This window comes from Thalassorhabdus alkalitolerans (assembly GCF_042656525.1).
Classification (GTDB): domain Bacteria; phylum Bacillota; class Bacilli; order Bacillales; family Marinococcaceae; genus Thalassorhabdus; species Thalassorhabdus alkalitolerans.
Genome location: NZ_JBHSOZ010000005.1, coordinates 155,129 through 170,480 on the forward strand (window position 1 = coordinate 155,129; position 15,352 = coordinate 170,480).

The window sequence follows — 15,352 nt, forward strand, 5'->3', positions numbered from 1 at the left end:
ATAACACGATTCGAAGGTCCAGCAGGAGGGTTCCTGAGAAAGCACAGGCTAGATCTGTATCGGGAACACGAATGGGGGATTGGTTACCCACGGGTCTGCGGAAATGTCCGGCGGCTTAAGAAAACAGTGGCGCAAGGAGAAATCAAACTTTATGGACAATAGGGAAGGAAAAGCCGTCACGTAAAAAAGCACCTATAAACAAAAAAACCTACTCTTCATTAATGAGAGTAGGTTCCAGTATTATCCTGATCAATTGATTTATGCAAAGCAGCATTCAGACCTTCAGCAATAACATTGGCCATATCTTCCATAAAAACGTCCACTTCCTTTGGAGTAACCATCAGGTTATGGCCAAGAGGAGCAAGAACCTCCTGAATCAACTGCCTCTTTTCATTTTCCTCAAGGCTGCCAATCATCCCAAGAATAGATTCTCTTTTTTCTTTCTCCGGCATATCCTCGTCTGTGAATTCTTTCTTTTCACCAAAGGTCATCCCTGCTGGAGCTAACGCCCTTGAAGGTCGATTCCCTTCTTTCATTTCTCTTCCCAGGTGCTTTAGCAAAAAGTCGATCGTATCGCTTGTAATGGAAACTGCATCCACAACGGTTGGAATGCCTACAGCTATAACTGGAATTCCCAGTGTTTCTTTACTAAGCTCTTTACGTTTGTTTCCCACCCCTGAACCCGGATGGATTCCTGCATCAGAAACCTGGATTGTCGTATTCACTCTCTCAATGGAACGAGAAGCTAAGGCGTCAATAGCTATCACAAAATCCGGCTTCGTTTTTTCTATAATTCCCATGATAATATCACTCGTTTCAATTCCTGTGAGCCCCATCACACCAGGCCTGATCGCACTAATGGAGCGAAACCCTTCCTCCACCTGTTCAGGAGCCTCTTTAAACAAGTGCTTTGTTACAACAAGCTTTTCAACAACCATTGGCCCTAAGGCGTCAGGTGTCACATTCCAGTTTCCAAGTCCTACTATTAGACAGCTGGCCGAATCCTCTACCCCTATATTATTTAAAAATGCGTTGAACTCCCTTGCAAAAATTCTCTCTAAATTTTTCTGGAGTTCAGTGTCTTTCTTTCTAATCCCCTGTGCTTCAAAAGTTAAATATTCTCCTGCCTTTTTTCCTATTCTCTCTGAGCCCTTACTGTCGATGGTTACATTTACCATTTTCACTCCATCTTCAGTTTTCTCTTTTACTATCACACCATTGATTTCCTTTGCGGGCTCTTTTGTACTCTGTTCTCTTTCCTTTACCATCTGTTCTGCTTCCATTGCCAGGTCCGTTCTTACCGAAAAGCGAGATAAATCTAGATCTTCACCCACTTCTATCCCCCCTTGTAAAATGATAGCCAAAAATATTTTGTTTATATTTTTCCTATCGTGTCCTGTTTTAGCCGTTTTATTCTTGTATTGCATAGGCTGCGCTTTTTTGGTAGAATCCATTATGTTGTATTGATTTAAAAAGAACCAATGGATCCCCATCAAGGAGGTGAAGTAAATGGCAAATATTAAATCTGCCATCAAACGCGTTGAGCTTAACGAACAACAGCGTGTGAAGAATCAAGCGTTCAAATCTGCTATGCGTTCTGCAGTTAAGGAATTCTACAAAAAAGCAGATAACAACGATGTTGAGGGAGCAAAAGAATTGTTCTTCCTTGCTACGAAAAAATTGGACAAAGCTGCAGGTCAGAATTTGATTCATACAAATGCTGCATCTAGAGAAAAATCTCGTCTGCAAAAGCGCTTAAACGAGATTGCTCAATAAATTTTTGAGTAACCATGCGAAAAAACGACTCACTGGAGTCGTTTTTGTTCGTATGTAGAGAATCTTTACTTATACAAAAAAGCAAGGCTCTTAGCGGGGCCTTGCTTTTTTTGGCTCTTTTTTTAACTGGGTAATAAATAATTCCAAAATCAGCTTCTTGTCCATTTTACCCATTTTCATTTGATAATCCATTTCTGCCAGTTCCTTCAAAATAGTGGCCAGCTCTTTCTCGGAAAAACCCTTTGCCTGCTGTTCAGCCATTTTAACAGCATAAGGGTGAAGCTTTAAATGGCCTGCTATTTTTTGCCGGGAATACCCACGTCTGCTTAACTCTTTAATATGAAGAATAATTCGGAACTGACGGGCAAACAAGTTAAGGATCTTTACAGGCTCTTCATTCTGTTTTAAAAGGTCATAATAAATACGTAGTGCCTTCTCTGTCCGCCCATATACCACATTTTCCACCAAAGCGAATATATTTTCCTCCAACGTGCGTGCAATAAGCATTTCAACTGCTTCTACAGTAATGGACTTGCTTTCTCCGGCATAAAGAGCCAGCTTTTGAAACTCAGAAGCAAGCTGCATCAAATCTCTGCCCGCCAGCTGAAGAAGCTTTTCCTTAGCCTCTGAAGGGAGGGACAGGTTCATTTCTTCTGCTTTATCCTGAAGCCATTTTGCTTTTAATTGATCGTCAAATGAATCCGCTTGGAGCACTTCTCCCCCGCTTTTTAATTTCTTCACTAACTTTTTCCGTTCGTCAAGCTTGGCATATGGAGCGATGATAATAAACAAGGTTTCACCAGGCGGGTTTTCTATGTATTCTTCGAGCACTTTCAGGTTATGTTCTATCTTATCTTTACCTTTTGCTCCTGTTAAAAACGAAGCATTTTTTATAATCACCACACGCCGGTCACCAAAAAAAGGAAGAGTCTGCCCTTCTTCTACAGCTGAATCGACAGGCTGCTCCTGCATATCATATACCGAGAGGTTAAAATCCCTTTCTTCATCGGTCAATGCCTTACTAAGAAGCTGCTGTGTAATTTCATCTATTAAGTATTGTTCAGTGCCATAAAGCAAATACAAAGGAGCTAACTGTCCTTTTTTTATCTTTTCTTTCAGTTTTATATATGACATACAGCTTCAGCCTCTTTAGTTGATTTTTCTTATCACTCATACCTGTATAAAACAAGGCAGGACAAGAATATTTATTTTTATACTATCTTTTCTACTCTTATTTATCAATCATAACTTAAAGGACTCCACCTTTCTCAGGAGGAGTCCCATTCAGTAAGTAAAAGGAAAGTACCAGCACGGAAAGGCGGCACTTTCCATTTATGATAAACGTTAAGAAAAAGACCTAGGAACCCTCTTTCTTAACGGTTGAGCGTTCTTTCTTTCTCTCTTATGGTATCCTATGCGGCAGCAAACTATAGGTGACAACTCTTTACAATCAGGGGAATACACTCCTTCCTGTGTTATATTCTTCAATCAGACTTGTCTGGAGTTTTCAATGAGGGAAATTCTGTTTGTGAATTTAGTGAACGTTATGGATTTTTAAAATAGCTTCGCTTATACTAAAATGTGTACGAGGAGGGATTAAATATGAATCATTTTGAAAAAGATGTTCAAAGTAAGCGGAATGACGCTATTGATTCAGCTGTTGGATTTATTGTTTCATTTGTATTTTTTACCCTTATCTTTGTTGTGGCCACGGTCGTTGAAGTGGTTGGCAACCTGTAAGGCATAAAAGGACTGTCACCGGGACAGTCCTTTTGTATGTTATGAACAGCTCACTTCCCCTTCTTCTGACCTCATTACCTCCCATCCTTTCACGCCCATTTCCGTAAATGTAAATCTTACCGAGCCATGAACATCGGTGCGAAAAACCATGACATCCTCTTGTTCCAATGATTCAAGGACAGAGGAATGGGGATGCCCAAATCGGTTGCATCTCCCCGCTGGAATCAGAGCTGCTTTCGGCTGAATTTGTTTTATAAATTCTGGCGAAGTCGACGTTTGACTGCCGTGATGTGCAACTTTTAAGATATCAGCCCTTACGTCTGCATGCTCTTCTATAAAACGCTTTTCACTTTCTCCTTCCATATCACCCGTGAACAGCCAATTCTCTCCTTTTGTTTTCATCCATAAAACAATGGATCGGTTATTTACACTGCTTTCATTTCCTTTTGGCGATAAAACAAGAAAATCAACTCCCGATGCACTCCACCTGTCACCTTCTGATACAGCGTATACAGGTATTTTCCGTTCGCTCATTGCGGTAAACAACTCTCTTTCTCCCTCTCCTTCAAGAGGAACATTTCCATATAACACGCTTTTTACTTTTGTTTCTTTCATCACAGCAAACATTCCGCCGTAATGATCCCAATGTCCGTGAGAGACGATCATTTTGTCAATTTGCTTAATTCCTCTTTGCTGCAAATAGGGAACCACCACCCTGGCACCTGGATCATAAACTGACGACCGCACCTGCCACTCTTCTCTTTCAAAAGCTATGTGACCGCCCGCATCAATTAAATACACACCTTCTCTGAATGGAAGCTCAATTAGAATACTGTCTCCCTGTCCCACATCAAGCAGCGTTACATATCCATTTTTATCAAGGTAGGGAACAGCCAGCTGAATACCTGCAGCCATTACCCAGAGTGAAGAAGCAGCAACAATTGCTCTTTTTTTCTTTTCAAAAGATAGAAACAGGATATAAGTGGTTATTATAAATAACCCTATTATGACCGAGGAGGGCTTGCCAAACACAGCTTGGGCCTCTGGAATACTTGCTGCCTTATGCAGCACCTCGTGTGATAACGTAACAATGGAAGTAAAAGGAATAATAAAGAGGTTGTATGCTGGAGGAAACCAAAGAGAAAGGAAAAATAAAATAAAGGAACCTGGAAGAACGAAAAGAGAGATAAACGGTATAAAAAACAAATTAAGCGGATAGCTGAGGAAAGAAACCGAGTAAAAATGGAGAACCAGTAAAGGAAAAGAGGAGAGCTGGGCGATAAGGCTGGCAAAGCAAAGTTGAAAAGCCGCTCCCTTTAGGTTTGAAAAAATTTTATGACTTGAGACAAGCAGGGAAAAGCTCACTAGAAAAGACAGCTGAAAGCCAATATGAAAGAGATAATAAGGGGTGTGCCACAATAAAAAAATAAATACCCAGGCTATTGCATCTATAGGTGAAATGGGAAGCTTCAATTTTAAACATATCAACACAAGTAAAGTCATCATGGAAGCTCTTATCACTGAAGGAGCACCGCCTGCTAAAATAATGTAGGCCGGGTGAAACGCAATTAGAAGACTGTACGTCCGTTCCCGTGTGATTCCCAGACGAATGAATATGTAGAACAAAGTTCCAGTAATAATACCAACATGAAGGCCTGATACTGCGAGCAGGTGTACAAGTCCCAATTTTTGATAAGATGAAAGAAGGTCAGGTTCCAATAGGGTTCGTTCTCCAAAAATGAGTGCTGCTATTAGTCCTTGTACGTCCTCAGGAAAGACGTTTTCAATCCAGTGAATGCCCTCGTGCCTCCATACTTTCAGTCTGTCCTTCATATCAGTACTCTTTGAAAGACAGTGGGATGCTGTTAAATGCTCCGGTGTAAACACCCAATGTGCAGATTGCCTGTACAGATATTGCTGATAATCAAAGGCTCCGAAATTGGAAGGTTTTGAAGGAGGAGATAGTGAACCAGGCAGCCGGCAGTGAAGTCCCGGCGCAAGAGTTTGCAGTTCTTCTTTTTCTTCTGGGGAAGAAATAATATAGCTTACAGGAAGGATTTCTTTATGAGGAAGAGAGAGGGTCATCGTCAACAGGTTACCATCTATATCAGGACCTGCCATAATCTTTCCTTCAACAAAGGAGGTTTCAGGAGAAAGAGAAGTTACGTTATTGCTGTCTGCAGCAATCCCTCTAAAGAGGGATATAAGAAATATACAAACAATAAAAAGATAAACGCTATGTTTTTCTCTTTTAAGAAAGCAAAGGACAAGAAGAAGGAACAGTGCTCCTCCTCCCGCCTTTGCCGAAGCTTCCATCGCTGCAGCTGTGCCAAGGCATGCTGCCAGCGCCAGCAAGTAAACCTTGCCTTTCACCCATTCATCACCTGCTTTTCTCAAGAGGATGTGAATAACTGGTTTGCTCTTTCATGCAAATCCTTCATTTCAACGGAATCTACACCGGCTTTTTCTAATTTCTTGAGCAGGTCTGCGGTAAAGGAAAGTTTTTCACTTTTATTATAGTCCAGAACTGTATCTTCAAGTTCTTCCTGCATGACACTCACACCGGCTTTTTGAAGGATATCCTGTGCATACGGGTGATTTTTGTAGTCCGTAGCATAAATGACTTTTTTTATTCCGCTTTGGATAATTGCTTTGGCACAATGAACGCACGGAAAATGAGTGACATAAAGTTCCGCTCCCTCTGTAGCCACCCCAAACTTGGCGCATTGTAAAAGAGCATTCATCTCAGCGTGGATCGTACGAATACAGTGGCCATCCACGACATAACAGCCTTCATCCAGACAGTGATCTCCGCCGGAAATTGACCCATTATAGCCCCCTGCAATAATCCTTTTATCTCTGACAATCGTGGCCCCTACCATCAATCTCGTACACGTACTCCGTAAAGCCAGTAAATGACTTTGCGCCATATAATATTGATCCCAGGAGATTCTCTCCATGCTTTTCACTCCTACACAATCTATTTCAGATAATAGTGTAGAGCAGGAACGACCAGCCGTCAAAGCTTTCTTTACTCCTGGCTTCTTTTTATGGCTTGATCAAGGTCAGCGATAATGTCGCTGCTGTGCTCAATGCCCACTGATAGACGGATAAGATCAGGGGTAACACCTGCAGCTTTTTGCGCCTCCTCGGTTAATTGCTGGTGAGTGGTGCTTGCAGGATGAATCACAAGCGATTTAGCATCACCCACATTTGCAACGTGCGAATGAAGCATTAAAGAATCAATCAGTTTCTTGCCTTCTCTTAACCCCCCTCGTATTCCAAAGGTCAAAATAGACCCCTGCCCTTTAGGTAAATACTTCCTGCCAAGCTCATATGTTCTATGAGATTCAAGGCCTGGATAATTCACCCAGTCCACTAGTTCATGGCCTTCTAAATATTGTGCTACCTTAACGGCATTCTCACAATGGCGCTCCATGCGAAGGTGGAGAGTTTCAAGCCCTTGAAGTAATAAAAAGGAATTCATTGGTGCAATAGCCGGACCCAGGTCTCTGAGCAATTGGACTCTTGCTTTTATAATATATGCCAGGTCACCGACTGCTTCTGTATAGACTACTCCATGATAACTTGGATCCGGTTCGGTCAGCCCGGGAAACTTTCCATTCTTCCAATTAAACTTGCCGCTGTCTACAATGACTCCTCCAATAGAAGTTCCATGACCCCCAATAAACTTGGTTGCAGAGTGGACAACGATATCTGCTCCATGCTCAAAGGGCCGGCATAAATATGGCGTAACCAGCGTAGCATCAATTATTAAAGGAATGCCGTGACTATGTGCCACCTCGGCTATTTGTTCAATATCAAAAATATCACCATTAGGGTTGCCTATCATTTCGCCAAAAACAAGTTTTGTTCTTTCATTGATCTTTTCCTCATAGGCTCCTGGGTTGTTTCCTTCGACAAGGTGAACCGTAATCCCTAGCTTAGGTAAAGTGTGCATAAACAAATTATAAGTACCGCCATAAAGCCCGCTGGAAGCTACAATTTCATCCCCGCTTTCACATATATTTAAAATAGCAAGGTGAATGGCTGAGCTTCCGCTTGCCGTTGCCAAAGCTCCCACACCGCCTTCCATTTCAGCTACTCTTTTTTCAAACACATCCTGGGTAGGGTTCATTATTCGGGTGTATATGTTCCCAAATTCAGATAAGGAAAAGAGATCAGCCGCATGGTCAGTGTCTTTAAAACCATATGACGTTGTCTGATAAATGGGCACTGCCCTTGCCTGAGTAGCAGGGTCAACTTCCTGACCGCTATGCACGGCCATTGTCTCTAATTTCCATTCATTCTTACGTTCCACCACTTCTCCTCCTCATGCAGCAAGCTGCAATTCTATTAATCTACAGAAATATACTCCTTCATTTGTTCTATTGACTTTGGTCCAATTCCTCCTACTTTTTCTAAATCATTAATTTCGCTAAACCGTCCATGATCCTCTCTATAGGTAATAATCGCTTGAGCTTTAGCCGGACCAATCCCGGGAATGGCTTCGAGTTCCATAGCATCAGCGTAATTCACCCGGATTTTAGTTGGACCGCTGTTGTCAGTCCCGAAATGATATTCTCCTTCACCATGCTCCCCTTCCCTCGGTACATAGATCACCATTTCATCCCGTAATGTTTCTGCTAAATTCACGTGTCTCTCATCTGCTTCATCTGTTAACCCCCCTGCTTTTTCAATCGCATCAATAACTCTCTTTCCTTCCTCCATTTCATACACCCCTGATGCTTTTACTTCTCCTTTTATGTCTATTTTAATCCATAGTGGGTCAGCCTGTATGTGTTCCTCTTTATTGACCTCTTCATCTGAGTAAATATCTTCTTCCTGGCTCCAATGTGAAAATTGCAGCTCTTCCGTATTGTCATTAGGAAGAAACCAAAGTACACTAAGTGTGGTTAAAATACACCCGCCGGCTATATAGCTTATCCATTTAACCTTTTCCAGCAAAACAAAACACCTGCCTTTATTGAAAATAGGAGGAATATAACATGAGTGTTCATCAAGCGATATCAGGACAAATAGAGAAACGGTTACTAAAGGAAAAAGAATTTTTGGCACTTGATCTGCGTAGAGAAGAGGCAATTGAAGAAACACTGACACAGGCCAAAAAAGACCCTGGAGAAATTTCAGTACAGCGTATTAACCAAATTACAAAGGAAATGAATCAAATTGCGGCACATTACCGGTTTCCTCAGCGAAAAAACGTGACAAAAGAAATGATTCAGTCATACATTAATCGAAAGTCATAAAAAAAGTCACTTTCTCATATCGATGAGATAGTAAAGAATAAGGGAAAAGTATGGGGTCATACTGAGCCTTTAAAGGAGGCATATAGTATGCAGGTGGGTGTCATTGGGACTGGAAACATGGGAAGGATATTAGTGGAAACTATTGTTGAAAGCGGAGCTGCTCAAAAGGAAGAAATGATTATTACCAATCGTACGCTGGATAAAGCCAAAAAGCTGGCAGATGCTTATCCCGGCATAAAGCTGAAAAAGAAGATATCTGATGTAGTAAAGCAAAGCAACTTACTATTTGTTTGTGTAAGACCTTTACAATTTCCAGATGTTCTTCAGGAGATCGCTCCCTACGTAACAAGAGATCACATTGTTTCATCAATCACAAGTCCGGTAGAAATCGGTCAGCTGGAACAATCGCTTCCCTGTAAGGTTATGAGATCTATACCAAGCATAACAAATCGTGCTGGTAAAGGCGTCTTGTTGTTGACCTACGGTTCGAACTGGGAAACTCACGAAAAAGAAAAGATCGCAAATTGGTTTTCGGAATTCAGCCACCCTTACGAGATTGAAGAAAAAGTAACTCGTGTAGCAAGCGACATAGTAAGCTGCGGGCCTGCTTTCTTTAGCTATCTGCTTCAGTCTTTTATAGATGCTGCGGTGAGTGAAACGGAAATTGAGAGAAAGGATGCAGAGTACCTGACTGCAGAAATGATCCAAGGGTTATCCTCTCTTTTTGAAAAGGGATTTTATACACTTCCTTCCTTGCAGAAAAAGGTCCACGTTCCAGGGGGAATTACTGGTGAGGGACTTAAAGTTCTCCATAGACAATCAGAGGGAATGTTCGAAGATTTGTTTAAGGCCACACATGAAAAGTATTACGAGGATAAAGAACTGCTCGCTGAGAAATTTACGAAGAGACAGGACTCTTAAAGAGCCTGTCTCTATCTTACTGAAAAGTCTTATTATTGTAAATCTTTTTTAATTGCAGTAAAAAATATCCTGTCACTGCCTTGACCAGGAGGTTGGTCCGTAAAATCAGCAGTAACTCTTACATTTTTAAATCCCTGAGCCCTGAGCATATCTTCATACTCCTGCTGAGAAAAGGTTCGCTGATAGTGAAATTCGTCAAATCTTCTATATCTGCCGTCTTCTTCTTTAATAAAAAATGTCAGTTCATGCTCCACTGAGTATGGGTCCTCGCCATTATAACAATTCCATATACAGCTTCGATTTTCTAACGATTCAGCAAACTGAAATCCTGCCAGTACATCTTCCATGTACGAAAGAGAATGAACGTCAAATAATAACAGTCCTCCTGTTTTTAAATGAGAATAAAAGGAAGCAAAAGCTTTTTCCACATCCTTTTTTGTTAAAAGGTAATTTAAGGAATCGCACGTTACTATAACAGTATCAAAAACTCCCAGCCCTTCGAGTTCTCTCATATCCTGGCAAAAAAGTCGTGATCCCTGATCTTTTGGCATTTTCTCGTTAGCGACTGCAAGCATTTCCTCTGAAGCATCAACACCATCTATTCGGTATCCTTTTTTTATCAAATCAGCCATGATCGTACCTGTACCGCAGCCCACATCTAACAAATGAGGAGCTGTCACTTCATTTGCAGTTAATGTTTTTTCTATCCATAATACCCATTCTTTATAAGGAGCCTCCTCCATTAATTCATCATAATAATAAGCAAAGCCCTGATAGGCGTTCATTTTGGTCTCCTCCTTACTTTAATAAAATATTACTTATACACAATTATCCTTGTCTGTAAAGGCAGGAACCCCAGTCGTCAAAAAAACGCCGACCCCGCTTCAGGATCGGCGTTTTGTATATTAATTTAACACCTTTTCAAGCTCTACATATTGGGCATCTCCCCAGAGTTTTTCAAGGTTGTAGTAATGGCGGTCATCTTTGTGGAAGATATGCACTACTACGTCACCAAGATCAACTAATACCCATTTCGCTTGTTCATACCCTTCAAGGCGTTTTACCTCATATCCTTCTTCCTGGGCTGCTTTCTTAATTTCGTGAGCAATAGCCTGGACCTGCTTATGGGAATTACCATGACAGATAACAAAATAATCTGCGATTAGGGAAATTCCTTTCATATCTAGCGCTACAATGTCCTCAGCTTTTTTATCATCTGCTCCCTGCACAGCCATTTGAAGAATAGTATTATCTTGCATTTAAACACCTGACCTTTCGATTTTTATTTTTTTTCTAACACCAGTTCGTTATATGCAGCCAGTGTTTCCGGAAAAACAGGCTGGCCTTTTTGCAGTAAAAATTGAATGGTATTACGAAGAGACATAATAATTGCACTGTCCAGATTGTGGTATGCTTCTTTTCTGACCTCTTCCACGCCTGGAAAAGAACGGTTAGGCTCGATATAGTCGGCAATAAAAATAATCTTCTCCAGCAATGTCATTCTCGCTTGTCCGGTAGTATGCCAGTATATAGCAGAAAGTATTTCCTTATCCTTAATTCCTGCTTCCTTTTCAACTAAAAACGCTCCAGCAGGTGCATGAAGAAGAGCATCTCCATACCTTGGGAATTCTTTGCTGACTTTCTGCTCCTCAATGATATCAAGCATTTCACTTTTTGAACGAAACTTCGCATAATCATGGAAAATAGCAGCTGTCTCAGCTTTTTGTACGTCTGCTCCGTATAATTTCGCCAACTCCACGGCAGTTTCTGTAACTCCTAATGTATGCGTGTAACGTTCGCCTGTCAACTGTTCCTTTACAATTTCAAGAGCAGTGGCTCTATTCATATAATCCCCTCTCTTTAATATATTCTCTCACTGAATCAGGGACTAAATATTGAATATTTTTTCCCATTTTAACCCTCAAACGAATATCAGTGGAAGAAACATCAAGCTGCGGGGCTTCCATTATTAAGATTCCTTCCTGAAAAGGTGGTGATGATTTATATGGCGGACGGGCGGCTACCGTAAAAGTGACCAATTTCTTAAGAGCATTAATTTCATGCCACGTATCCAGCTGCTCTGCCATATCGCCCCCTATAATAAAATAATATTCATGAGACGGGTTTTCTTTCTTAAGTTGTTTAATTGTATCTATTGTATAGGAAGGACCATTACGTTCAAGTTCTATAGTAGACAGTTTAAAGAAGGGATTATCATTAATAGCAAGTTGAATCATTTCTTTTCTTTGACGATTACTCGTCGTCGAAGATCTCTGTTTATGAGGAGGTACATTTACTGGTATAAACCAAACCTCGTCGAGCCCGCATTCCGTTAAAGCTTCCTGAGCTATCATCAAGTGAGCATGATGAGGTGGATCAAACGTTCCTCCGAGTATTCCAACTTTTATTGCCACTTAGGTTCACTCCTTAGAATTTAAGGAAGCTCTATAGATTTATTTTCCTTTGATTCCTTATATAAAACAATGGTATTGCCGATCACCTGGACAATTTCTGCTTTTGCTCCTTTACCTACTGCTTCTGCTACCTCATGTTTATCATCCATGCAATTTTGCAGTACGCTTATTTTAATTAATTCCCGTGCTTCCAAGGCATCAATCACCTGTTTTATTAAATTCTCATTTACTCCTCCTTTTCCAACTTGGAAAATAGGCTTTTGGTGATGAGCCTGGCTCCGGAGAAATCTCTTTTGCTTACCAGTTAACTTAGTCATTTTTGCCTCCTAATTGTTGTAACACGGTCTTCGTCATGATTTCCAGGTCAGCTTCCTGTCCCGTCCACTTTTTAAACGCCAGAGCGCCCTGCCTCACGAACATTCCTATTCCGCTGTGGGTCACGGCACCTCGTTTCTCCGCTTCAGCCAGCCACCTTGTTTGTAAAGGATTGTATATTAGGTCGCTTGCAATTGTCTTTGGTTTCATCCCTTCCACACTCATCGGCATCTCGTCAGTGTTTGGACTCATACCAATTGAAGTGGTGTTAATAATAACATCAAATTCTGAGAGCATTCCTTCTGCTTTTTCCTTGCTGATTACCTGACCTCCGCAGTCCTTGGATAAGGCTTCAGCCCTTTCCTGGGTTCTGTTTGTAATCATTAGATCGTTTACCCCGTAACGGCATAAAACGGTAACTACCGCTCTTGCCGCTCCCCCGGCACCTATTACAAGGATCTTATAATCAGAAATATCAGGGCCAGTCACTTCAAGAAGTGATTCAAGATATCCCTGTCCATCTGTGTTATATCCAGTTAATACACCATTTTCATTTACAATGGTATTGACTGCTCCAATGATCCTGGCTTCTTCATCAATATGATCCAGATGTTTCATGATTTCAACCTTGTGGGGAACCGTGACATTAGCTCCAGCAATGGAAAGGGCCTTGATTGCCTCCACTGCTTCTTTTATTTTTCCTGGCTCCACGTCAATAGCGTGATAATGATGAGGTATATTCAGCAATGAAAATTGTTCATTGTGCACAATCGGCGACATAGAATGACCAACCGGGTGGCCAAACAACACATACAAGTTTCCCATTTCTTTTTTCCTCCCCCGAACCTCTCTTTTTAAGAATTGGCTTATTTCATTTTATTTACGAATACGGTTCGCTCGTTTATCTATAAAAAATCAACACTCTTCTTAATAGAACCAGCGGATTAAATAATACCCTCACGTATGGTGACATGAGACCCCTCTGGTACATATACAGCAATTTTTGCTCCCGCTTCACTTACGTTAATCCAGCCCAAACCGGAAATCACCACGTCTGTTTTCTCCTCTTTAACGGTGATCTCCTGGCGTTTTAAAGGCGGAAATTCTTTGGCTGTTTCCTTACCAGGAGGAGAAAGCATATCTCCTAAGTGATTTTCATAAAGCTCGTCAGCTTTTTCTGTCTTTGTCCTGTGAATCGAAAGATCGTTTGCAAAATAACAAACAAAGGAGTTTCTTTCTCCTTGAAGGAAATCCAACCGTGCCATGCCGCCAGCATAAAGAGTTTGTCCTTCATTAAGCTGAAAAATCTTTGGCTTGATCTCTTTCCTGGGAGTGATTTCCTTTAATTCCTTTTGGCTGACAAAATGAGCCATTTGATGGTGATTAATAATACCAGGGGTATCGAATAGGCTTTTTCCATCTTCTAACGGTATATCAATCATATCAAGAGTCGTTCCTGGAAAGTGAGAGGTCGTGATCAGCTCCTCCTCTTCCCCTCCGAATTGCTTAATAAGGGAATTTATGAAAGTGGATTTTCCTACATTTGTACAACCTACAATATAAACATCACGATTCTTCCTGTATTGTTCAATTGCTTCCGCTACTTTGTCGATGTCGTATTTCTTTTCAGCGCTCATGAGCATGACATCAGCCGGCTTCAGTCCCAGTTCCTTCGCAGACTTTTTCATCCATTGGATTACTTTGTTTTGCTTTACAGATTTAGGGAGTAAGTCAGCTTTATTTCCGACGAGAAGGACTTGATTGTCTCCTACGAAACGATGAAGGCCCGGGAGCCAGCTTCCGTTAAAATCAAAGATATCTACAATTTTTACTATAAGAGCATCTGTCTGCCCTAACTGATTTAAAATCGCAAGAAAATCATCATCTGTTAAAGGCACATCCTGCACCTCATTATAATGTTTTAAACGAAAACATCTTTGACACGTAATGGTATCTCGCTCTAATGCTGATGGCGGGGTATAACCCATTCCCTGCTTATCTTCTGTTTGAATAGTTACCCCACACCCTGTACATACAATTTCCTGTTCACTCACGATTGGAATCCTCCCATTGGATAAGCCCTCTTTTTTTCAAACGTTTAAGCACTCTGCGCTCAACCCTTCTGTTAATCTTCGTAAAAAAACCATCAGTGGAAGCTACCGGAACCACTAATATTGTCTTAAATCTGGCTCTGTTGCCTCCAAATACATCCGTCAGTACCTGGTCACCCAGGACAACAACCTCTTCTCGCTGCAGCCCCATCTCTTTACAAGCTTTTACAAAAGCTTTTCTGCTTGGTTTCTTGGCGGAATGTATAAAACCTATCCCTGTTGGCTCAGAAAACAAACGGACACGTCTTTCGTTATTATTAGAAACAATAGTGATCTTGAACCCACTGTCCCTTACTTTTTTAAACCATTCAAGAAGTTCAGGCGTAGCCTCAGGCCTGTCCCATTCCACTAACGTATTATCAAGGTCCGTAATGATCCCTTTAATGCCCTCTTCTTTCAGTTTAACCACATCAAGTTCATACACACTCTCAATAAATTCATCCGGCATAAATTGTCGCAGCACTCAATTCACCCTCATTCTTAGCTTTCTCCATCGTTATGTTTTCCTTAGCCGTACCATTATGTAACTAAACTGAAAGTATAACGATAATAGGCTCTTTTTTCAAATATGCTAACTTTTTTCCAAAACTTTTCGACAAAAACCAAGCTCGTTTCATGGTTGTGGATAATTATATCCCCAAATTAACAACCGACAGTACACTGAAAAATGAATTTATATACAGATTGTACACAATTTATCCACGGGAAATTGTGGATAAATCGAACGATTGTTCTCTTACCCATTACATGATAACATTTGATTTAACAAATTGAATCTGATTCCCACCTACATACATGAATAAGT

The 15,352-nt window shown here is 41.0% G+C and carries 18 protein-coding genes; 4 read left to right on the forward strand and 14 right to left on the reverse strand.

Annotated elements, in window-relative coordinates; translation table 11 throughout:
- Window positions 1–218: 218 nt before the first annotated feature.
- Window positions 219–1,334: a GPR endopeptidase gene (gene gpr / locus ACFPU1_RS11590; RefSeq protein WP_054635630.1), complete on the reverse strand. Its 1,116-nt coding sequence runs from the start codon at window positions 1,332–1,334 to the stop codon at window positions 219–221.
- Window positions 1,335–1,509: 175 nt separating this feature from the next.
- On the opposite strand from gpr, the gene rpsT reads away from it, so the two are divergent.
- Window positions 1,510–1,776 carry a 30S ribosomal protein S20 gene (gene rpsT, locus ACFPU1_RS11595; RefSeq protein ID WP_054635495.1) on the forward strand — a complete coding sequence of 89 codons (267 nt, stop codon included), beginning with the start codon at window positions 1,510–1,512 and terminating at the stop codon, window positions 1,774–1,776.
- A 90-nt stretch (window positions 1,777–1,866) separates the two neighbouring features.
- On the opposite strand, the gene holA is transcribed toward rpsT, so the two are convergent.
- A complete protein-coding gene (holA, locus tag ACFPU1_RS11600; protein ID WP_385941290.1) occupies window positions 1,867–2,910 on the reverse strand; it encodes a DNA polymerase III subunit delta in 1,044 nt (347 codons plus the stop codon).
- 468 nt (window positions 2,911–3,378) lie between these two features.
- On the opposite strand from holA, the gene ACFPU1_RS11605 reads away from it, so the two are divergent.
- Entirely contained in the window at window positions 3,379–3,516 is a 138-nt protein-coding gene (locus ACFPU1_RS11605; RefSeq protein ID WP_083465272.1) for a YqzM family protein, read from the forward strand.
- Between the two features lie 39 nt (window positions 3,517–3,555).
- Here ACFPU1_RS11605 and ACFPU1_RS11610 read toward each other — a convergent pair whose 3' ends face one another.
- The 4 genes from ACFPU1_RS11610 to ACFPU1_RS11625 all read right to left on the reverse strand — a co-directional run bounded on the left by ACFPU1_RS11610 (window position 3,556) and on the right by ACFPU1_RS11625 (window position 8,484).
- On the reverse strand, window positions 3,556–5,889 hold the full coding sequence (locus tag ACFPU1_RS11610; protein WP_385941293.1) for a DNA internalization-related competence protein ComEC/Rec2: 2,334 nt from the start codon (window positions 5,887–5,889) through the stop codon (window positions 3,556–3,558).
- A gap of 20 nt (window positions 5,890–5,909) precedes the next feature.
- Complete coding sequence (locus ACFPU1_RS11615) at window positions 5,910–6,476, reverse strand: ComE operon protein 2 (RefSeq protein ID WP_385941296.1); 567 nt, start codon at window positions 6,474–6,476, stop codon at window positions 5,910–5,912.
- Window positions 6,477–6,547: 71 nt separating this feature from the next.
- Window positions 6,548–7,804 carry a homocysteine synthase gene (locus ACFPU1_RS11620; RefSeq protein ID WP_385941942.1) on the reverse strand — a complete coding sequence of 419 codons (1,257 nt, stop codon included), beginning with the start codon at window positions 7,802–7,804 and terminating at the stop codon, window positions 6,548–6,550.
- 68 nt (window positions 7,805–7,872) lie between these two features.
- On the reverse strand, window positions 7,873–8,484 hold the full coding sequence (locus tag ACFPU1_RS11625; RefSeq protein WP_385941299.1) for a helix-hairpin-helix domain-containing protein: 612 nt from the start codon (window positions 8,482–8,484) through the stop codon (window positions 7,873–7,875).
- 41 nt (window positions 8,485–8,525) lie between these two features.
- On the opposite strand from ACFPU1_RS11625, the gene ACFPU1_RS11630 reads away from it, so the two are divergent.
- Entirely contained in the window at window positions 8,526–8,786 is a 261-nt protein-coding gene (locus tag ACFPU1_RS11630; RefSeq protein ID WP_054635502.1) for a DUF2533 family protein, read from the forward strand.
- Between the two features lie 87 nt (window positions 8,787–8,873).
- The gene (comER, locus tag ACFPU1_RS11635; protein ID WP_385941303.1) at window positions 8,874–9,707 is read left to right on the forward strand and encodes a late competence protein ComER; all 834 of its coding nucleotides are present in this window, start codon (window positions 8,874–8,876) and stop codon (window positions 9,705–9,707) included.
- A 32-nt stretch (window positions 9,708–9,739) separates the two neighbouring features.
- Here the strand turns inward: comER and ACFPU1_RS11640 are convergent, their stop codons facing one another.
- The 8 genes from ACFPU1_RS11640 to ACFPU1_RS11675 all read right to left on the reverse strand — a co-directional run bounded on the left by ACFPU1_RS11640 (window position 9,740) and on the right by ACFPU1_RS11675 (window position 15,010).
- Complete coding sequence (locus ACFPU1_RS11640; RefSeq protein WP_385941305.1) at window positions 9,740–10,492, reverse strand: class I SAM-dependent DNA methyltransferase; 753 nt, start codon at window positions 10,490–10,492, stop codon at window positions 9,740–9,742.
- Between the two features lie 120 nt (window positions 10,493–10,612).
- The gene (gene rsfS, locus ACFPU1_RS11645) at window positions 10,613–10,966 is read right to left on the reverse strand and encodes a ribosome silencing factor (protein ID WP_054635505.1); all 354 of its coding nucleotides are present in this window, start codon (window positions 10,964–10,966) and stop codon (window positions 10,613–10,615) included.
- A gap of 23 nt (window positions 10,967–10,989) precedes the next feature.
- Window positions 10,990–11,553 carry a bis(5'-nucleosyl)-tetraphosphatase (symmetrical) YqeK gene (gene yqeK / locus ACFPU1_RS11650; RefSeq protein ID WP_385941309.1) on the reverse strand — a complete coding sequence of 188 codons (564 nt, stop codon included), beginning with the start codon at window positions 11,551–11,553 and terminating at the stop codon, window positions 10,990–10,992.
- Window positions 11,546–12,121: a nicotinate-nucleotide adenylyltransferase gene (locus ACFPU1_RS11655; RefSeq protein ID WP_385941312.1), complete on the reverse strand. Its 576-nt coding sequence runs from the start codon at window positions 12,119–12,121 to the stop codon at window positions 11,546–11,548. The genes yqeK and ACFPU1_RS11655 overlap by 8 nt, the downstream gene beginning before the upstream one ends.
- A gap of 20 nt (window positions 12,122–12,141) precedes the next feature.
- Window positions 12,142–12,438, reverse strand: a complete 297-nt coding sequence (gene yhbY, locus ACFPU1_RS11660) for a ribosome assembly RNA-binding protein YhbY (protein WP_054635506.1) — start codon at window positions 12,436–12,438, stop codon at window positions 12,142–12,144.
- Window positions 12,431–13,261 (reverse strand): shikimate dehydrogenase, encoded by an 831-nt coding sequence (gene aroE / locus ACFPU1_RS11665; RefSeq protein WP_054635507.1) that lies wholly within the window; start codon window positions 13,259–13,261, stop codon window positions 12,431–12,433. The genes yhbY and aroE overlap by 8 nt, the downstream gene beginning before the upstream one ends.
- Window positions 13,262–13,380: 119 nt before the next feature.
- The gene (gene yqeH, locus ACFPU1_RS11670) at window positions 13,381–14,490 is read right to left on the reverse strand and encodes a ribosome biogenesis GTPase YqeH (protein WP_054635508.1); all 1,110 of its coding nucleotides are present in this window, start codon (window positions 14,488–14,490) and stop codon (window positions 13,381–13,383) included.
- Window positions 14,483–15,010 (reverse strand): YqeG family HAD IIIA-type phosphatase, encoded by a 528-nt coding sequence (locus ACFPU1_RS11675; protein ID WP_385941317.1) that lies wholly within the window; start codon window positions 15,008–15,010, stop codon window positions 14,483–14,485. The genes yqeH and ACFPU1_RS11675 overlap by 8 nt, the downstream gene beginning before the upstream one ends.
- Between the last annotated feature and the right edge of the window lie 342 nt (window positions 15,011–15,352).

Coding starts and splice junctions, on each gene's coding strand:
- rpsT (WP_054635495.1), top strand. CDS start 1,510: ATGGCAAATATTAAATCTGCCATCAAACGCGTTGAGCTTAACGAACAA.
- holA (WP_385941290.1), bottom strand. CDS start 2,910: ATGTCATATATAAAACTGAAAGAAAAGATAAAAAAAGGACAGTTAGCT.
- ACFPU1_RS11605 (WP_083465272.1), top strand. CDS start 3,379: ATGAATCATTTTGAAAAAGATGTTCAAAGTAAGCGGAATGACGCTATT.
- ACFPU1_RS11615 (WP_385941296.1), bottom strand. CDS start 6,476: ATGGAGAGAATCTCCTGGGATCAATATTATATGGCGCAAAGTCATTTA.
- ACFPU1_RS11620 (WP_385941942.1), bottom strand. CDS start 7,804: ATGGCCGTGCATAGCGGTCAGGAAGTTGACCCTGCTACTCAGGCAAGG.
- ACFPU1_RS11630 (WP_054635502.1), top strand. CDS start 8,526: ATGAGTGTTCATCAAGCGATATCAGGACAAATAGAGAAACGGTTACTA.
- comER (WP_385941303.1), top strand. CDS start 8,874: ATGCAGGTGGGTGTCATTGGGACTGGAAACATGGGAAGGATATTAGTG.
- ACFPU1_RS11640 (WP_385941305.1), bottom strand. CDS start 10,492: ATGAACGCCTATCAGGGCTTTGCTTATTATTATGATGAATTAATGGAG.
- rsfS (WP_054635505.1), bottom strand. CDS start 10,966: ATGCAAGATAATACTATTCTTCAAATGGCTGTGCAGGGAGCAGATGAT.
- yqeK (WP_385941309.1), bottom strand. CDS start 11,553: ATGAATAGAGCCACTGCTCTTGAAATTGTAAAGGAACAGTTGACAGGC.
- yhbY (WP_054635506.1), bottom strand. CDS start 12,438: ATGACTAAGTTAACTGGTAAGCAAAAGAGATTTCTCCGGAGCCAGGCT.
- aroE (WP_054635507.1), bottom strand. CDS start 13,261: ATGGGAAACTTGTATGTGTTGTTTGGCCACCCGGTTGGTCATTCTATG.